The organism is Planococcus daihaiensis, from assembly GCF_049262615.1.
Taxonomy (GTDB): domain Bacteria; phylum Bacillota; class Bacilli; order Bacillales_A; family Planococcaceae; genus Planococcus.
Genome location: NZ_CP175504.1, coordinates 1,260,595 through 1,276,174, shown reverse-complemented (window position 1 = coordinate 1,276,174; position 15,580 = coordinate 1,260,595). Strand labels below are relative to the sequence as shown.

Annotated in this window: 17 protein-coding genes; 15 read left to right on the top strand and 2 right to left on the bottom strand. The window is 41.2% G+C overall.

Translation table 11 applies throughout. The features are described from left to right. Positions 1 to 32: 32 nt before the first annotated feature. From hxlA to kduD, 10 genes are all read left to right on the top strand, one after another. Positions 33 to 671 carry a 3-hexulose-6-phosphate synthase gene (gene hxlA / locus DHX103_RS05980; RefSeq protein ID WP_422124364.1) on the top strand — a complete coding sequence of 213 codons (639 nt, stop codon included), beginning with the start codon at positions 33 to 35 and terminating at the stop codon, positions 669 to 671. Further along, positions 655 to 1,212: a 6-phospho-3-hexuloisomerase gene (hxlB, locus tag DHX103_RS05975; RefSeq protein WP_422124363.1), complete on the top strand. Its 558-nt coding sequence runs from the start codon at positions 655 to 657 to the stop codon at positions 1,210 to 1,212. The genes hxlA and hxlB overlap by 17 nt, the downstream gene beginning before the upstream one ends. A gap of 64 nt (positions 1,213 to 1,276) precedes the next feature. Next, complete coding sequence (locus DHX103_RS05970) at positions 1,277 to 2,314, top strand: TRAP transporter substrate-binding protein (protein ID WP_422124730.1); 1,038 nt, start codon at positions 1,277 to 1,279, stop codon at positions 2,312 to 2,314. Between the two features lie 70 nt (positions 2,315 to 2,384). Continuing rightward, the gene (locus DHX103_RS05965) at positions 2,385 to 2,867 is read left to right on the top strand and encodes a TRAP transporter small permease (protein ID WP_422124362.1); all 483 of its coding nucleotides are present in this window, start codon (positions 2,385 to 2,387) and stop codon (positions 2,865 to 2,867) included. Continuing rightward, positions 2,864 to 4,156 carry a TRAP transporter large permease gene (locus DHX103_RS05960; RefSeq protein ID WP_422124361.1) on the top strand — a complete coding sequence of 431 codons (1,293 nt, stop codon included), beginning with the start codon at positions 2,864 to 2,866 and terminating at the stop codon, positions 4,154 to 4,156. The genes DHX103_RS05965 and DHX103_RS05960 overlap by 4 nt, the downstream gene beginning before the upstream one ends. A gap of 68 nt (positions 4,157 to 4,224) precedes the next feature. Continuing rightward, positions 4,225 to 4,470 (top strand): cupin domain-containing protein, encoded by a 246-nt coding sequence (locus tag DHX103_RS05955; protein WP_422124360.1) that lies wholly within the window; start codon positions 4,225 to 4,227, stop codon positions 4,468 to 4,470. Positions 4,471 to 4,594: 124 nt separating this feature from the next. Beyond that, positions 4,595 to 5,551: a sugar kinase gene (locus DHX103_RS05950; protein ID WP_422124359.1), complete on the top strand. Its 957-nt coding sequence runs from the start codon at positions 4,595 to 4,597 to the stop codon at positions 5,549 to 5,551. 20 nt (positions 5,552 to 5,571) lie between these two features. Further along, positions 5,572 to 6,189, top strand: coding sequence for a bifunctional 2-keto-4-hydroxyglutarate aldolase/2-keto-3-deoxy-6-phosphogluconate aldolase (locus DHX103_RS05945; protein ID WP_422124358.1), 618 nt, complete (start codon positions 5,572 to 5,574; stop codon positions 6,187 to 6,189). After that, the gene (locus DHX103_RS05940; RefSeq protein ID WP_422124357.1) at positions 6,186 to 7,175 is read left to right on the top strand and encodes a Gfo/Idh/MocA family protein; all 990 of its coding nucleotides are present in this window, start codon (positions 6,186 to 6,188) and stop codon (positions 7,173 to 7,175) included. Before DHX103_RS05945 ends, DHX103_RS05940 begins: the two co-directional genes overlap by 4 nt. Positions 7,176 to 7,228: 53 nt before the next feature. After that, positions 7,229 to 7,993, top strand: a complete 765-nt coding sequence (gene kduD, locus DHX103_RS05935; RefSeq protein WP_422124356.1) for a 2-dehydro-3-deoxy-D-gluconate 5-dehydrogenase KduD — start codon at positions 7,229 to 7,231, stop codon at positions 7,991 to 7,993. 203 nt (positions 7,994 to 8,196) lie between these two features. Here kduD and DHX103_RS05930 read toward each other — a convergent pair whose 3' ends face one another. Both DHX103_RS05930 and DHX103_RS05925 read right to left on the bottom strand, forming a co-directional pair. After that, positions 8,197 to 9,066, bottom strand: coding sequence for a diguanylate cyclase domain-containing protein (locus DHX103_RS05930; RefSeq protein WP_422124355.1), 870 nt, complete (start codon positions 9,064 to 9,066; stop codon positions 8,197 to 8,199). Positions 9,067 to 9,440: 374 nt separating this feature from the next. Further along, positions 9,441 to 9,722 (bottom strand): hypothetical protein, encoded by a 282-nt coding sequence (locus DHX103_RS05925; protein ID WP_422124354.1) that lies wholly within the window; start codon positions 9,720 to 9,722, stop codon positions 9,441 to 9,443. A 372-nt stretch (positions 9,723 to 10,094) separates the two neighbouring features. Here DHX103_RS05925 and DHX103_RS05920 point away from each other — a divergent pair, with 372 nt between their 5' ends. Genes DHX103_RS05920 through DHX103_RS05900 form a run of 5 tightly spaced genes read left to right on the top strand, consistent with a single transcriptional unit; the run spans position 10,095 to position 15,523 of the window. Next, positions 10,095 to 11,369, top strand: a complete 1,275-nt coding sequence (locus DHX103_RS05920) for a ribulose-bisphosphate carboxylase large subunit family protein (protein ID WP_422124353.1) — start codon at positions 10,095 to 10,097, stop codon at positions 11,367 to 11,369. A gap of 15 nt (positions 11,370 to 11,384) precedes the next feature. Continuing rightward, a complete protein-coding gene (locus DHX103_RS05915; protein ID WP_422124352.1) occupies positions 11,385 to 12,755 on the top strand; it encodes a four-carbon acid sugar kinase family protein in 1,371 nt (456 codons plus the stop codon). Between the two features lie 18 nt (positions 12,756 to 12,773). After that, a complete protein-coding gene (locus DHX103_RS05910) occupies positions 12,774 to 13,418 on the top strand; it encodes a GntR family transcriptional regulator (protein ID WP_422124351.1) in 645 nt (214 codons plus the stop codon). Positions 13,419 to 13,436: 18 nt separating this feature from the next. Next, positions 13,437 to 14,459, top strand: a complete 1,023-nt coding sequence (locus DHX103_RS05905; protein ID WP_422124350.1) for a zinc-dependent alcohol dehydrogenase — start codon at positions 13,437 to 13,439, stop codon at positions 14,457 to 14,459. A gap of 47 nt (positions 14,460 to 14,506) precedes the next feature. Continuing rightward, complete coding sequence (locus tag DHX103_RS05900; protein ID WP_422124349.1) at positions 14,507 to 15,523, top strand: DctP family TRAP transporter solute-binding subunit; 1,017 nt, start codon at positions 14,507 to 14,509, stop codon at positions 15,521 to 15,523. Positions 15,524 to 15,580 lie beyond the last annotated feature (57 nt).

Here is a 15,580-nt window from a genome sequence, read left to right as displayed (position 1 = left end):
ACCGGGTGAACCGGTATGAAAGGACAGATAATATGAACTTTCAATTGGCGTTAGACCGATTAACAAGGGAACAGTGTTTTCAACTTCTCAAAGAAACTGAGTCATCCATCGATTGGATCGAAGTGGGAACCGGGGTCATAAAAGAATACGGAATGGCCATTGTCCGGGAAATAAAAGCGGCATATCCGGAGAAAGTGCTGGTAGCTGATATGAAAACTTGTGACGCTGGTAAACATGAAGCGATCCAAGCTTTTGAAGCAGGAGCGGATATTACAACCGTAATGGCTTTTTCAGCAGATAAAACGATTAAAGATACGCTTGAAGCAGCTGAGAAATATGGCAAACGGATAATGATTGATTTATTGGGAGTTACAGAACCTTCCCGGCTGATTGAGCTGCAAAAACTGGGTGTGGATCTTGTCAGTTTGCATTATGGCAAAGATATGCAGCTGGAAGGTGAAATGGGAGAAGATCTATTTTCTTTAACCGAAGGCTTGGATGGTGTGGATATAGCGATTGCCGGCGGCATCAACAAGAAATCACTTGCCGGCTTGTTGGGCAAGCCACTCAATACGGTTATCATCGGCAGCGCGATTACTTCGGCGGAAAATCCCGGACAGGCAGCTCGTGAAATGAAAGAGGTGGTAAATCAGCATGAAATCGATTATTGAAACAGTGGCAAACGAAGTATCAACCGTATTATCAAGTATCAGTGAAAAGGAAGCGCTTAATCTTTCGGATCGCATAAAAACGGCGAAGCGGATATTCGTCTACGGCGAAGGCCGATCCGGACTGATGGGGAAGGCATTTGCCATGCGTCTGATGCATGGAGGATCTACTGTCTTTGTGATCGGGGAAACCATTACACCCAGCATCGAAAAGGATGACTTGCTGGTGGCCATTTCGGGGTCGGGTTCAACCGGCGCTATATTGCAATTTGCATCCCAAGCAAAAGCAGCAGGTGCAGACGTTTTTCTTGTAACGACCAATAAGGAATCAAAAATTGCTGAGATATGCAGTGGTGTACTGATTATTCCTGCAGCAACTAAATACAGGCGGGAAAGCGAACCGCCGACCATTCAACCGCTCGGCAACCAGTTCGATCAATCCGTGCATTTGGTTCTTGATGCCATTATCATTCATTCGCTGCAAAAAGATGGCCAGCCATCCAGTCACGAGGAAATGAAAAATCGCCATGCCAATCTGGAATGACGATTGGCTGAAGAAAAGTAAAAAGCAACGCCAATACAAAAATCAGGAGGAAAACAAAATGACAATGAAAAAAATGATTTCAATTCCCTTTGCAATGCTTTTAGGTGTATCTGTAGCTTTAGCAGGATGTGGCAGTGAAGAAGGATCAGGTTCAGGGTCCGAAGGAGAAGGCGCAGAAACGATCAAGCTGATTGCAGCGCATAACCAAACAACGCCGGATACACCATATGGCGTCGGATTGGATACATTCAAAGAAGTGGTGGAAAGCGAATCCGATGGGAATATTACAGTGGAAGTCCACGAAGGGACAATCGGCACCGAAGAATCGGAATTGGTCGAGAAGCTGAAATTGGGAGCTGCTGATGTCGTATTGGTCTCACCTGGTTTCATGACGCAAACAGGCGTCAAGGAAGTTGATTTGTTCGCTCTTCCATATTTGTTCGACAGCTTTGATCACTGGGAACAAGTTGTGGATGGTGAAGTTGGGGAAGAACTGGCGACGATTGTCAATGAACAATCTAACAATGATTTTAAAATTGTTGGATACTGGTCAGCCGGTGTCAGACACTTTTATGGGAAAGCGCCAATTGAAACAATGGACGATTTAAAAGGAATGACAATCAGAACACAAACTTCCGGAGTTGTTTCCGACTTTTGGAAACAAGCAGGCGCAGTTCCCACTTCTGTAGCCTGGGGCGAGTTGTACCAGGCTTTACAGCAAAACGTTGTGGATTCAGCTGAAAACTCATACCCATATTTTGTAGCGCAAAATCACCATGCAACAGAAAACGGGAAATACACGACAGAAACGGCACATGATTTTACAACAAGATTCTTGCTGGTTAACGGCAATGAATTCGACAAGTATACGGAAGAACAGCAAGAGATCATCATGAAAGCTGCAGATGCTTCTGTAGCTGCTGAAAGAGAAGCACTTTATGCGCAAGAAGAAGAATACAAAGAGAAAGCAATCGCTGAAGGCGCGGAAGTAAGTGAAATCGATACAGCACCATTTGTTGAAATCGCTGAACCGTTGCAGGATGAGGCTGCAAAAGATATGGGCACAGAAGAATTGCTGCAAAAAATCAGAGACTTAAAATAAATAATTGATTATTAGAGGGGAGCGGGCTTGCCTGTTCTCTCTTTTTTATTTAAGGGAAAGGGCGTAAATCATGGTAAAAACCTTGGAAAAAACGCAGATGTTCATCGGTGTAATAATGCTGTCGATATTCTTTATCGCCATTATGATTCAAATCGTTTCCCGGCATATGGGAGTTTCCATCATCTGGACAGAAGAAGTCGCCAATTACTCGTTCATCTGGTCTGTATTTATGGGGGCGGCAGTAATGGTAAATAAGCGGGAACATTTCAGTTTTGACTTTCTGACTTTGAAATTGAAGGGTGCAAAAAAAGTCATATTGATCATTGTGATAGACACGATTGTATTGCTTTTCGCGCTGGCTCTTCTATATTACGGAATACAAGCTGCCAGCACATTCTGGAATTACAATTGGGTGGCCATTCCTGAAATGAAGATGGGGTATGTGTGGATTGCTCTGCCGCTCACTGGGTTAACGATGGCTATTTACAGTTTGAATCATATTTTTAATGGTTTTAAAGATTTTAAGCAAGTGAAAAGGGGGGCTAGTTTATGATAGGCATCGTTCTTGTCGTTTTATTTCTAGTCCTTATGTTGATAGGCGTACCGATCGCTTTTGTAATCGGGATTGTTTCATTTATAGGCGTGCTGAGTATCGAGGCGTTGCCGGAAGTCACTGTTCCAATCAAGATGCTTAATGGAATCGACTCATTCGTGCTCCTTGCAGTACCGCTGTTCATATTAGCGGCAAACTTGATGAATCACGGAAAAATATCTCAAAAACTGATTGATCTGGCCCTTTCCGTTGTTGGACATATTAGAGGCGGATTGGCGCATTCTAATATATTGGTATCGATGATGTTCGCAGGGGTTTCAGGCGCAGCTCAGGCTGACACAGCAGGGGTCGGGAAAATCCTGATTCCGAATATGAAAAAGCAGGGGTATGATACTGAGACAGCGGTAGCCGTTACAGCTGCCTCCTCCACTATCGGGGTGGTCATTCCGCCAAGTATTCCAATGATCATTTTCGCTGGATTGACGAATGCTTCGATTGGCGCACTGTTCCTCGGAGGGATAGTGCCTGGAGTGTTAATCGGGGTCAGTATGATGGTTTTCATCTATTTTATGGCGTTAAGGAAAGGCTATCCGCGGTCTGAAAGATCTTCTTTAAAGTCGATTTTAAGCTTGTTTCTGCAATCGCTACCGGCATTATTGACCCCTGTCATCATCATCGGCGGGATCATCACCGGATTCTTTACAGCGACGGAAGCAGCAGCGATTGCTTCACTTTACACATTCCTGATCAGTATGTTCTATTACAAAACGTTGAAACTGGCTGATATGCCGGGCATCCTGAAAGATACCCTGGCGCTGAGTTCGCTTTCACTATTCGCCTTAGCGGCAGCAAGTGCTTTAGGCGAATTGATGAGCTATTATCAGTTATCAGTCATTGCCCAGCAATTCTTTGTAGACAATGTTGGCACAAAATGGGTATTCATCCTGATTATCATTGGATTCTTCCTGTTTATCGGAACATTCATGGATGCGATTCCGGCAATGATACTATTTGTTCCAATCATTTTGCCGACAGCTACATTGTTTGAAATGGATCCTGTTCACTTAGGACTTATCGTGGTCATCACTTTGGCAATCGGACTTATCACACCGCCTTACGGTTTATGTTTACTGTTAGCAGCAAAAATAGGCGGCTTAAGTATAGAGAAATCAATGTTAGCTATTTTGCCTTACGTTGTCATTATCCTGGTCGTACTGCTATTCGTAGCTTTCTTCCCGGAAATTGCGTTTTATTTGCCTAAATTAATCAATCCAGGATTATTCTTATAGAAATTTGTTTTTGAAGAAAGGAAGATTTGATGGTTACCAGAGAAATTTTAACGAGTGAAGGGTCTGTAATGATAGTAAAAGTCCAATTGGCAGAAGGCTTTGTCGGGGATGTGGATCAGCATCCTGAAGAACAAGTCAGCTATATTGAAAAAGGACAAGTGGAATTTGAAGTGGACGGTCATAAAAGATTGTTGCAAAAAGGGGATACGCAATATATCCCTTCGAATATTAAACATCAGGTAAAAGTGTTGAAAGAATGCACGATTTTGGATGTTTTCACACCAATTCGTCAAGATCTATTACCCAAGAATTGATGCGTATTGCAAGAAGGGAGAGGTAGCAATGCCTCTCCTATTTTTTAATGAAAAACCATGCAGCTAAACCGCGAAAAAATAGTTTCTGACAGAAATGTCTCACCAATAGAAAGGAGCAATGGTTTTGTCGAAAAAATTTAATGTATTTACATTAGGCGATGCCTTAATCACATTTGATCCAACAGAAACTGGGCCTTTACGCTATGTTCCAGGATTTACACGGAAGGTAGGAGGGGCGGAACTGAACTTTGCCATTGGCTGTGCCCGTTTGGGATTACATACAAAATGGGCAAGCCGGTTGGGCGGAGACGAATTCGCCCGTGTCATTTATAACTTCGCAAGAGGTGAAGGTGTGGATATGGCGAATGTTGAATTCGTAAAAGGCTATCCCACCTCTTTGAATTTCAAGGAAGTCCGGGAAGACGGTTCCGGTAAAACATTCTACTATCGCTACCAGTCCCCGATTTTAACAATGGTGCCCGATGATATAAAAGAAGAAATGTTTGAAGATATCGATCTTGTGCATCTGACGGGTGTGTTTTTGGCAATAGATCCGAAAAACTTGGCGATTACTAAACGGGTGCTCGAGATTGCCAAAAAGAACAACATTACGGTTTCCTTTGATCCGAATATCCGTTTGAAATTATGGACTTTAGAGCGGGCCAAAGCAGTGTATCAGGAGGTTTTTCCTTTCGTCGACATTCTCCTGACAGGGCTGGATGAAATCGAATTGATCACGGGGGATTCATCTTCGGCAGCTCTGGAAGATTTAGCGAAAAGAAATCAGATTCAGCAGCTGGTGGTCAAAGATGGAGGCAACGGAGCAAAAGTGCTGACTAACCAAATTTGGTACGAAAAAGAAGCGTTTTCCGTAAAACCCATTGATACAGTTGGAGCAGGAGACGGCTTTGACGCCGGCTATGTCTATTCGGTGCTGAACGGTTTTTCTCCGGAAAAAGCGCTCGAATTTGCAAATGCAGTCGGCGCTTTGGTAACGACAGTATCCGGGGATAATGAAGGTCTTCCATATCTTGAAGAGGTGCAGGCATTAATCGGCAATGAACAAGTAATCGAACGGTAATTAAAAAGGGGGACATTAATTTGTTGAGATATTCTATTCTTTCAAAGCTTGAAGAAGCAAAAGTAGTGGCGGTTATAAGAGGTGGCAGTGCAGAAGAAGCGATTGAATTGTCGAAAGCGGCAATCCAAGGTGGAATCCGTGCGATCGAATTGACGTATACGACGCCTCAAGTGGGGAAAGTTTTTGATGCCTTGGCTCAGGAAGATGTTTTACTGGGGGCGGGTTCAGTGCTCGATACTGAAACAGCGCGCCATGCCATATTAGCAGGAGCGAAGTTTATTGTCAGCCCCAGTTATATGGAAGAAATTTCGCCTCTTTGCAATAGATACAGCATTCCTTATTTGCCTGGCTGCACAACATTGCGTGAAATGGTCAAATCCATGGAAGGCGGAAGCGATATCATCAAATTGTTCCCGGCGAACAATTTCGATCCATCATTTGTTAAGTCGGTTAATGGACCGCTGCCGAATGTACGAATCATGCCTACAGGCGGCATTAACTTAAATAATATGGCAGACTGGCTGGCTGCAGGCGCTATAGCAGTCGGTATTGGCAGCGATTTAAACAAGGCTTACGCTACGGGAGGCTTTGAAGGCGCTGTTGAACTCAGCCGGAAATATATGGAGCAGGCCGTATGAAGATAGGGACGATTGGCACGAATTGGATTACGTCTCTGTTCATCGAAGCGGTCAAAGAATCAGAAGGAATCGAACTGACGGCGGTGTATTCACGATCCCGGCAAAAAGCTGAAATTTTTGCGGAGGAACATAACGCCGGGCTGTATTTCACGGATTTAACGAAAATGGCTGAGAGTGCGGAAATCGACTGTATCTACATCGCCTCTCCCAATGCCTTGCATTTTGAGCAAGCGCTGCTGTTTCTGGAGAATAAAAAGCACGTAATTTGCGAAAAGCCCGTTTTCTCGAATCTAAAAGAGTTCGAAGCAGCGTACCAGAAAGCGGAAGAAAATGGCGTGTTTCTATTTGAGGCTTTGCGCGGAATTCACTCACCGAATTTCCAAAAGATAAAAGAAGAGCTGACGTCTATTGGGAAAGTGCGCAGTGTATTGCTGCACCGCAATAAATACTCCTCCCGCTACGAAAATGTCCTCCGAGGGGAAGTGCCAAACATTTTCTCGTTGGAGTATTCCGGAGGGGCGTTAGTTGATGTAGGTGTTTATCCGCTGTCAATCGCGGTAGCCCTGTTTGGCAAACCGCATAACTTCTCTTATTCCGATGTCATGCTGCCAACCGGAGTTGATGGAAGCGGGACGCTGGTCTTAGATTACAACGAGTTCATCTGTACGATTCTTTGTTCCAAAATCTCAACTTCTTATATCAACTCGGAAATTCAGGGAGAACAGGGAAGCTTGCTGATTGATGACACCGCCTCGATTGCGAATGTGAGCCGCATCGACAACGGCTCTGGCGATCGGCACACCGTCGGAAAGATCCAATCATCAAACAATATGAAATACGAAGTCGAAAATTTCCTGCGGATAATCAAAAATGAGGACCGCTCGAACTATCAGCGATTGACGGAGATTAGCCGAGATATACTCACCATAACGGAAACGGCAAGAAAACAACAGGGCATAGTCTATTCTTCTGAGACAGCGGAATAGATGCTGACCTGTTTACTGGGACAATAAAATTAAACAGCTGAGGAGATGAAGAGATGTCATTTTCACTGGATATGTTTTCATTAAAAGGGAAAACCGCTCTGGTGACTGGTGCCAGAACGGGGATAGGCCAGGCAATTTCAATTGGACTGGCAGCAGCGGGAGCGCATGTACTGCTGCTCGGCCACCGGGATAATCTAGGTGAAACAAAAGAGAAAATCGACCAAATTGGCGGCACATACGACACCATTCTATTAGATCTCAGCGAAATCGCCACAATCCGGGAGAAGCTGGCGCCGGTAATCGAGAAATACGAAATTGATGTTTTGGTGAACAATGCCGGGGTCATTCACAGAGAACCGGCGGCGGAATTCAGCGAAAGCGAATGGATGCGTGTCATGGACGTTAACATCAATTCGGTCTTCATCGTTTCGCAGGAAATCGGCAAAACAATGGTGCAAAGAGGAAGCGGGAAAATCATCAATATCGCTTCACTTCTGTCTTTCCAAGGAGGATTGTTTGTGCCCGCCTATACGGCAAGCAAGCACGCGGTAGCCGGGCTGACAAAAGCACTGGCAAACGAATGGGCCGGTAAAGGAGTGCAAGTGAACGCCATTGCTCCAGGCTATATCGAAACAAATAATACAGAAGCCATCCGTCAGGACGAAAACAGAAACCAGACGATCCTCGATCGGATCCCGGCCGCACGCTGGGGAGAAGCCGACGATCTGGCTGGCACGGCCGTATTTTTGGCTTCAGAAGCAGCAAATTATGTGAATGGCCACGTGCTTGTGGTTGATGGTGGTTGGATGGGGAGATAGAAACCTTACAGGTTGTTCTTTCTTATATGAAAATCGATTCGATTGAAGATCTTACGCGTGCTGAGTAATAGAATAATAAAACCGGATTCCCAAGAGATTTTCTCCTGGGGGATCCGGTTTTTTGTATAGATTTTTAGTAGATGAAAACTATTCGGAAACAAAAATCCTTCATGAACTGCGCTGAAAAGGTTAAAAACCCTCATTCACGAAATTTCAGCAATGTCCGCTGCTTCCATCTCCAGCTGCTCTTCAAAAAGGTAATACGAAGTTCCTTCTGTTTTCTTTGCCTCATACATCGCGAAATCAGCTTTGCGGATCAGCTCGGCCAATCCGGTGCCGTGGACTGGTGCTGTGCTGACGCCGATGCTGGTCTGCACCTGGAGCAAGGTGCCCTGAATGTCGAAAGGTTCGATGAAATAGGACATCAATTGTTCGGTCAGATCCTGGCCGTTGCAGTCTTCTGCAAGCTTGGCGACAAGCAGGAATTCATCACCGCTCAGCCTCACCAGCACTTCATCTTCAGTGAGTGCGGAACTCAGCCGTTTAGAAACTTCAACCAGTACCCGGTCGCCGTAAAGGTGGCCGAATTGATCATTGATGGCCTTGAATTTATCCAAATCGAAGAATAGAAATGCGGTTTTTTGATCAGTCAGCCGGCTGATGTCTTTCCGGTAATACTGTTTCAAAAATTGGCGATTCGGGAGCCCTGTCAATTCGTCGCGGAGCACCTCATCATTTTTCTCTTCCAGGTGGCTGAGTGTGGCGTTAACATCACTTGCCATTAAGCCCAGCATGCCCTTGCTGGAAAAGTTCACGCGCGCACTGTAATCTTCAGCTCGAACCCGTGCCAAAACTTTGCGGAAACGAACGATGATGTAGCGGTTAAAAGCATAATGGATGGCGAAATTAGCGGCACCAAGCAGCCATCCGGCACCGAGCGATGCCAGGTGTAGAATTGACAGATTTTCTTCCGGCACTTCCATAAAAAGTTGAAGGATAAAAGGAAAAGCGAGCCCGGCAATTGTGCCGGTGGCAAAAAAGATACCGAACATATACAAAACGTAATTTTTCAAAAGTTTCAAACCCGCTTTCTTTGTGGTGCTGAAGTTTTGGGCAAAAACATTATTTCGATTCTAAAATTCAGAACTACTTACAAGCTAATTTCTTTGTTTTGGAAAAATTATTTGAAATTATTATAGGACTATGAATTTGGAAAATAAAATCAAGTTAATAAGTATTAATACCTATATAATGTATACCCTTTTTTAACGTCTGTTAAACCGTGGGAGAGTATGGCGAGAAGGATGATTTGGGCGTTCGTTTCTCTGGATAAAGATAATTGAAATATGTAGATAGTCACGGTCAAATACGTGGAATCACGTTTGACAAATTGATTTCGAAACTGCGATGAGCGTCAAAAAAACGGCGATACCTAGGCACCACCGCTTCAATCCTCATTAGCTTTCCTTTTCAATTCCTTATCCCGCAACTCCCGCAACCACTTCCTGTACTTCCGATCATCCACCTCCCACTCGCGCACCGTATCCTGCAGTCCAAGCAGCTCCTTTATATAGAAGAAAATCTCCTCAGAAAATACGCCGTCACTCCCGGCAAGCCCGTAATATCCCCAATACGGATCCATCGTTTCATCCAGCCATTCCAGCAGATCACTCTTCTTCGGATAACCGAAATAGACACTCTTGTGCAGATCCGCCTCATAATTTTCCATCCAGTCAATATACGAACTCCGCAGCATCTCGTAGTCATCGATATAGGGATGGCTGAAATCATCCGGTCCGCCTTCGGATTTGTAAAAACGTTCATATGAAAATTGGCACTAATGTTAATATGCCTATTTATGGGATGGCTTAGAGGGGTTACTTAGCTCTAGTGGATGAATAATTATGTTTTAACTAATTAAGTGCTATATAAAAGTAGAGCTTTTGCCTATTTTTATATGAGCAGAAGAACATAAATTAAAGAGTGAAAAAATATGTCAACATAATTAACTAATTATATTGACAATTGAAAGCGGTTACTTTAATCTTAAATCTATAATATATCTAACATAGATCTATGTAAAAAAATACCATAAAAGTTGGTGGAAATATTGAGCGAGTTAGTCATAGCGAAATATCTGATAGAAACACCCCTAGAGCCGGAAAAAGCAGCAGAAATTATGGCAGGTGAACAATCTACTGGAACCTTTGTCACCGTTCCAGGAGAAACAGTTGAATTAAAAGAGAATCATTCGGCTCGTGTATTAAAAGTTGAAAAATTAGAGACTGTATCAGTTCCCTCTTTACCCTATGCAATAGATCCATTAGACAATGAATTCCCGAAATATAACAGAGCACATGTAACATTGGCTTTCCCGGTCCAAAACTTTGGTATATCTTTGCCCAACTTACTTACTGCAATAGCGGGGAATTTGTATGAACTAAAAGAATTTTCGGGATTAAGATTAATCGACATCGATCTTCCAGCTAGTTTTGCCGAAAAGTACAAAGGTCCAAAATTCGGAATTGAAGGAACAAGAGAACTTGCAGGGGTTTACGGAAGGCCTTTAATTGGCACGATAGTTAAACCAAGTATCGGCTTAAAAATTGATGAATATAAACCAATAATAAAACAATTAGCCGAAGCGAACTTAGATTTTATTAAAGATGATGAGCTTTGTGCTAGCCCCTCGTTTGCTCCTTTTGAAAAGAGAGTTAATGCAATTATGGATGAAATTGAACGTGCAGCTGATAAAACTGGAAAAAAGACAATGTATGCATTCAATATCACAGGTGATATTGAAGAGATGAAAAAGAATCATGACATAGTGGTTAATGCAGGCGGGACATGTGTAATGGTTAGTATTAATAGCATTGGAATGTCTAGTGTGGAGTATATAAATAAATACACAGAATTGCCGATTCACGGACACAGAAATCAATGGGGGGCAATGACTAGAAGTCCATTATTGGGAATGAGCTTTAGTGTTTACCAAAAATTATGCAGACTTGCTGGTGTAGATCATTTACATACCAATGGCCTTAACAGCAAATTTGCTGAAAGTAATGAGTCTGTGATCAGATCAATTCAAGATTGCCTTACACCCATGTTTAACGGTTATGAAGTTATGCCTGTTTTATCATCTGCTCAGTGGGCTGGAAGTGCCATTACGACATATGAAGCGGTTCCCTCCATAGATGTCTTGCATTTAGCAGGTGGTGGAATATTAGCGCATCCTGACGGGATTGCAGCTGGGGTCCGTAGTATGCAACTAGGCTGGAAAGCAGCTGTAGAGGGTCAAAGTTTAAGGGGTTATGCTAAAAAATATACAGAAATTAAAAAGGCAATGGATAAATTTGGTGGAAAATCAAATTAGGAAGGAGTAAACAATTTGGCTAATAATAAAATTTTGTTAGCGTTTTATGGAGACGATTTTACAGGTTCTACAGATGCGATGGAAGCAGTTACTAAAAGTGGATATCGAACTGTACTATTCTTGAGTCCCCCTTCAAAAGAAATGCTTCAAAAATTCCAAGGAATAAGTTGTGTAGGAGTGGCAGGTACTAGTAGAGCAAAGGCGCCAAAAGATATGAAAGATGAACTAGATCCAATTATGGAGAAACTTTCAGAATCTGGAGCAGCAGTTGTGCATTATAAAACCTGTTCAACATTTGACTCTTCTCCGGAAGTTGGCAGTATAGGAGCAGCCATCGATATTTCGCTAAAATACTTTAAAGAACAAAAAACGGTTCCTATTATAGTGGGAGCTCCACAGCTAGGTAGGTATACTCTTTTTGGAAATCATTTTGCGAAGATGAAAGATATTATTTATCGCTTAGATAGACATCCAATAATGTCAAGGCATCCAATTACACCTATGCAAGAAGCCGATTTGCGTCTACATTTATCAAAACAAATGGAAGGGAAAATAGGATTAATAAGCATATTAGATTTGGATAAAGAGTTTGAAGAAATAAATAGTCTTTACAAAAAAAAATGTGATAAGGGTAACAAAGCTATTCTCTTTGACGTTGTAGATGAAGAAAAGTTGGACAAGGCAAGTAAATTGATTTGGGAAACGTCACAAAACCAACCGCTGTTAGTAGTGGGTTCTTCGGGAGTGGAGTACGGCTTAGCTAGTTACTGGAATAAAATTTATTCAAAAACAGAAAAAAGTCTTCCGGAATGGAAGGTGAAACCCGTAAGCACAGTTCTAGCAGTTTCAGGGAGTGCTTCAGAAGTTACAAAAGATCAAATTGAATTTGCAGTAAATAATGGATTTTATGGTATTAAAATACCGATAGAAATTCTGATAAGTCAAGATTCTTTAGTGAAAGAATTTTTACAAGATGCAATTGATAAATTAAAAAATGGTAAGAGTGTAATTTTGTATACAGCATTCGGACCAAATGATGATTCAATTAACGAGACAAAAAAATACTTTATAGAAAATGGAATATCATTAAGTGATTCTGGAGAATTTATAGGAAAACGTTTGGGGCAATGGACGAAATTTTTAAAGCAACAATCTGGAGTTTCTCGTGTAATTGTTGCTGGTGGTGATACATCAGGTTTTGTTGCAAGCGAAATGGGGATTTATGGTTTGGAAATGATCTTATCAATATCTCCTGGTGCACCACTTTGTACGGTTTATTCTGATGAAGAGGAAATGAATGGTACAGAGCTTGCTTTGAAAGGGGGACAATTTGGAGAGGTAGATTACTTTGTAAGAGTTAAAAATGCAAGAACAAATATAATTTAAATATTGCGGGGGCTAAAAATGAATAAGGTGAAATCTGGAAGTCCTCTTTTAAAAGAGGTTGCGTACACAAAGATTAAAGAATCAATACTTAATGGTCAATTCGCTCCAGGAGATTTTTTATCGGAAAGAGAATTAATTGAAATACTTGGTATGAGTAAAACACCAATTAAATCCGCTCTGGAAAGACTAGAAACAGAAGGTTTTTTAATAATTTCATCAAAACAAGGAATTGTTATAAACGATTTATCTATTGAAAGAATATTAGATATTTATGATCTTCGAACAGCGCTCGAAACTTATAATTGTAGGCAGTTAACAGGAAAACTAACTGAAAGCCAAAGTAAAGAATTAGAAGAGAACTTAAAAAATACTGAAGAAGTTGTTAGTGAAAATGATGTAAAGGGCTTTACTATACTAGATCATCAATTTCATTTACTAATATGTAAGTTTGTAGGTAACCAAGAAATTTACCGTATTTTATTAAATTACAATGATCACTTGCAAAGAATTACATATCGTCATTTAGACAAAGACCCAACACGTATGAGAGAGTTTTTGCAAGAACATACAATGCTTTTTGAATGTTTGTTAAATGGTGATTTGAGAAGTATTGAAGTAATGGAAAATCATTTACAGGATTCAAAAAAGAAACTATTTATTTAAAGAGAAAGGTTGATATTAATGAAAGCGGTCTATATAGAGGATGCCTATAAAGTAGTAGTTCGTGAAGTAGAGATTCCAGCAGTGAAAGATAATGAAGTTGTTATAAAAGTTAAAACCGCGGGGATATGTGGTTCAGACATTCATACTTACAAAGGTTTACATCCTTTTCGGAAACCTCCAGTAATAATTGGTCATGAGATTGCGGGGGAAATAGTAGAAGTAGGAAATGAAGTAACAAAATTTCACGTAGGTGATAGAGTAACAGTTGAACCTCAGGTTGGCTGTGGACAGTGTGAATATTGCTTAAATGGAAATGTGAACTTATGTAAAAGTCGCACCGCACCTGGCCTTGGAGGTTGGTATGGAACAATGGCAGAATATTTCGTTACACCTGAACAAACAGTATTTAAATTGCCTGATACATTAAGTTTCGAAGACGGTGTTTTGGTAGAACCTCTAGCTGTAGGTGTTCATGCTGTCAGAAAAGGTAATATTGGAATTGGAGACAAAGTTGCCATTCTTGGTGCGGGTCCTATTGGTTTATTAGCAATGACTGCAGCAAATGCAGCCGGGGCTACCACTACATTGGTTACAGATATATTAGAATATGCGCTCGAGGGTGCAACAAAAATGGGTGCAACTCATGCATTTAATATTAATAAAAAATCCGATTGGGTTTCGGAAGCTAAAGATCTAGCTGGAGGGGAATTTGATGTAATCCTCGTAGCAGTTGGTATCCCAGGAATTATTGATCAGGCATTATCTCTTTTAAGAAAGGGGGGGCGTATTGTAACTATTGCTATGTTTAATGGGGATCAAACATTCAACATTCATAACCTTCAAAATCAAGAAAAAGAAATTGTGGGTTGCATGACTTACAACAGAGAAGATACATTAACTGCTATTGATTTATTGGCATCTGGAAAAATCAATACTAATGCAATTATTTCACATCGCTTGTCTTATGAAGAAGCCGGACATGGGTTTGAAATTGTAGAAAAGAAAGAGGATTCTTCACTCAAAGTGATTGTAACGTTTTGAATAAATATTACAAATTAAATAGATACAAAACAAGGGAGGAAAAAATGATGATTAAGAAAATTTTAGGTGTATTTTTAGTGATAGGTCTTTCGACAGCTTTAGCTGCTTGTGGGGAGGACAATGCAAATTCGAATTCTGATTCAACTGATTCTGGTGAAGTAACCACACTGCGTTTAGGTCATATTACTAATGAGACTGATGCTTGGCATTTAGGGGCCGAAAAATTTGCGGAGTTAGTTGAAGAAAAAACTGATGGGTCAGTAGTAGTTGAGATTTATCCGAGTTCTACATTAGGAAATGATCGTGATTTAATTGAAGGGTTGCAGCTCGGCTCAGTAGATTTTGCTCTAGTGGCAGGAGTACTGTCCAATTTTTATGAACCTTATTCAATTTTAGAATTACCTTATTTATTTGAAGATAATGATCACCTTGAAACTGTTCTGTATGGTGATGTTGGTAATCAGCTTAAAGAGGATTTGTTAGAGAACGCTCAAATTAGAGGATTAGAATTTTGGGTCAGAGGTCCACGTATGTTGACAGCAAGTAAAGAAGTGGCTACAGCAGAAGATCTAAATGGTGTTAAAATTCGCGTGCCTGAAATTCCAGCTTCTATTTCAGCTTGGGAAGCAATGGGTTCGACCCCAACACCAATGGCATTTGGTGAAGTTTACTCTTCACTACAAACTGGAGTTATTGATGCTCAAGAAAACCCTTTAGCTTTAATTGAAAGCTCTAAGCTTAATGAAGTACAAGACTATCTGATGCTTACAAATCATGTTTATGGATATGTACAATTGACTATGAGTGACATGGCTTACCAAAAGCTCACTTCTGAACAACAAGTCGCTGTTGAAGAAGCAGCAAAAGAAGCAACTGAATTTGAAAATCAATTAGTATATGACTTGGAAGAAGAACTTTTGCAAACATTGATCGATGGGGGCATGGAAGTAGTAGAACCTGATCTGACAACATTTTCAGAAAAAGCAATATCTGTTCATGATGAATTCGCTGACGAATCAGAAGCTCATAGAGAACTCTATGACAGTATTATAAATGCTCGATAAATAGTATTAACTGAGTAACGCCTGTCAGTTTTATTACAGGCGTTGCTACATTTATTA

What these genes read in the sequence shown, in the direction of transcription:
- hxlA (WP_422124364.1), top strand. Translation starts at nt 33, where the DNA reads ATGAACTTTCAATTGGCGTTAGACCGATTAACAAGGGAACAGTGTTTT.
- hxlB (WP_422124363.1), top strand. Translation starts at nt 655, where the DNA reads ATGAAATCGATTATTGAAACAGTGGCAAACGAAGTATCAACCGTATTA.
- DHX103_RS05970 (WP_422124730.1), top strand. Translation starts at nt 1,277, where the DNA reads ATGAAAAAAATGATTTCAATTCCCTTTGCAATGCTTTTAGGTGTATCT.
- DHX103_RS05965 (WP_422124362.1), top strand. Translation starts at nt 2,385, where the DNA reads ATGGTAAAAACCTTGGAAAAAACGCAGATGTTCATCGGTGTAATAATG.
- DHX103_RS05960 (WP_422124361.1), top strand. Translation starts at nt 2,864, where the DNA reads ATGATAGGCATCGTTCTTGTCGTTTTATTTCTAGTCCTTATGTTGATA.
- DHX103_RS05955 (WP_422124360.1), top strand. Translation starts at nt 4,225, where the DNA reads ATGATAGTAAAAGTCCAATTGGCAGAAGGCTTTGTCGGGGATGTGGAT.
- DHX103_RS05940 (WP_422124357.1), top strand. Translation starts at nt 6,186, where the DNA reads ATGAAGATAGGGACGATTGGCACGAATTGGATTACGTCTCTGTTCATC.
- kduD (WP_422124356.1), top strand. Translation starts at nt 7,229, where the DNA reads ATGTCATTTTCACTGGATATGTTTTCATTAAAAGGGAAAACCGCTCTG.
- DHX103_RS05925 (WP_422124354.1), bottom strand. Translation starts at nt 9,722, where the DNA reads ATGGAAAATTATGAGGCGGATCTGCACAAGAGTGTCTATTTCGGTTAT.
- DHX103_RS05910 (WP_422124351.1), top strand. Translation starts at nt 12,774, where the DNA reads ATGAATAAGGTGAAATCTGGAAGTCCTCTTTTAAAAGAGGTTGCGTAC.
- DHX103_RS05905 (WP_422124350.1), top strand. Translation starts at nt 13,437, where the DNA reads ATGAAAGCGGTCTATATAGAGGATGCCTATAAAGTAGTAGTTCGTGAA.
- DHX103_RS05900 (WP_422124349.1), top strand. Translation starts at nt 14,507, where the DNA reads ATGATTAAGAAAATTTTAGGTGTATTTTTAGTGATAGGTCTTTCGACA.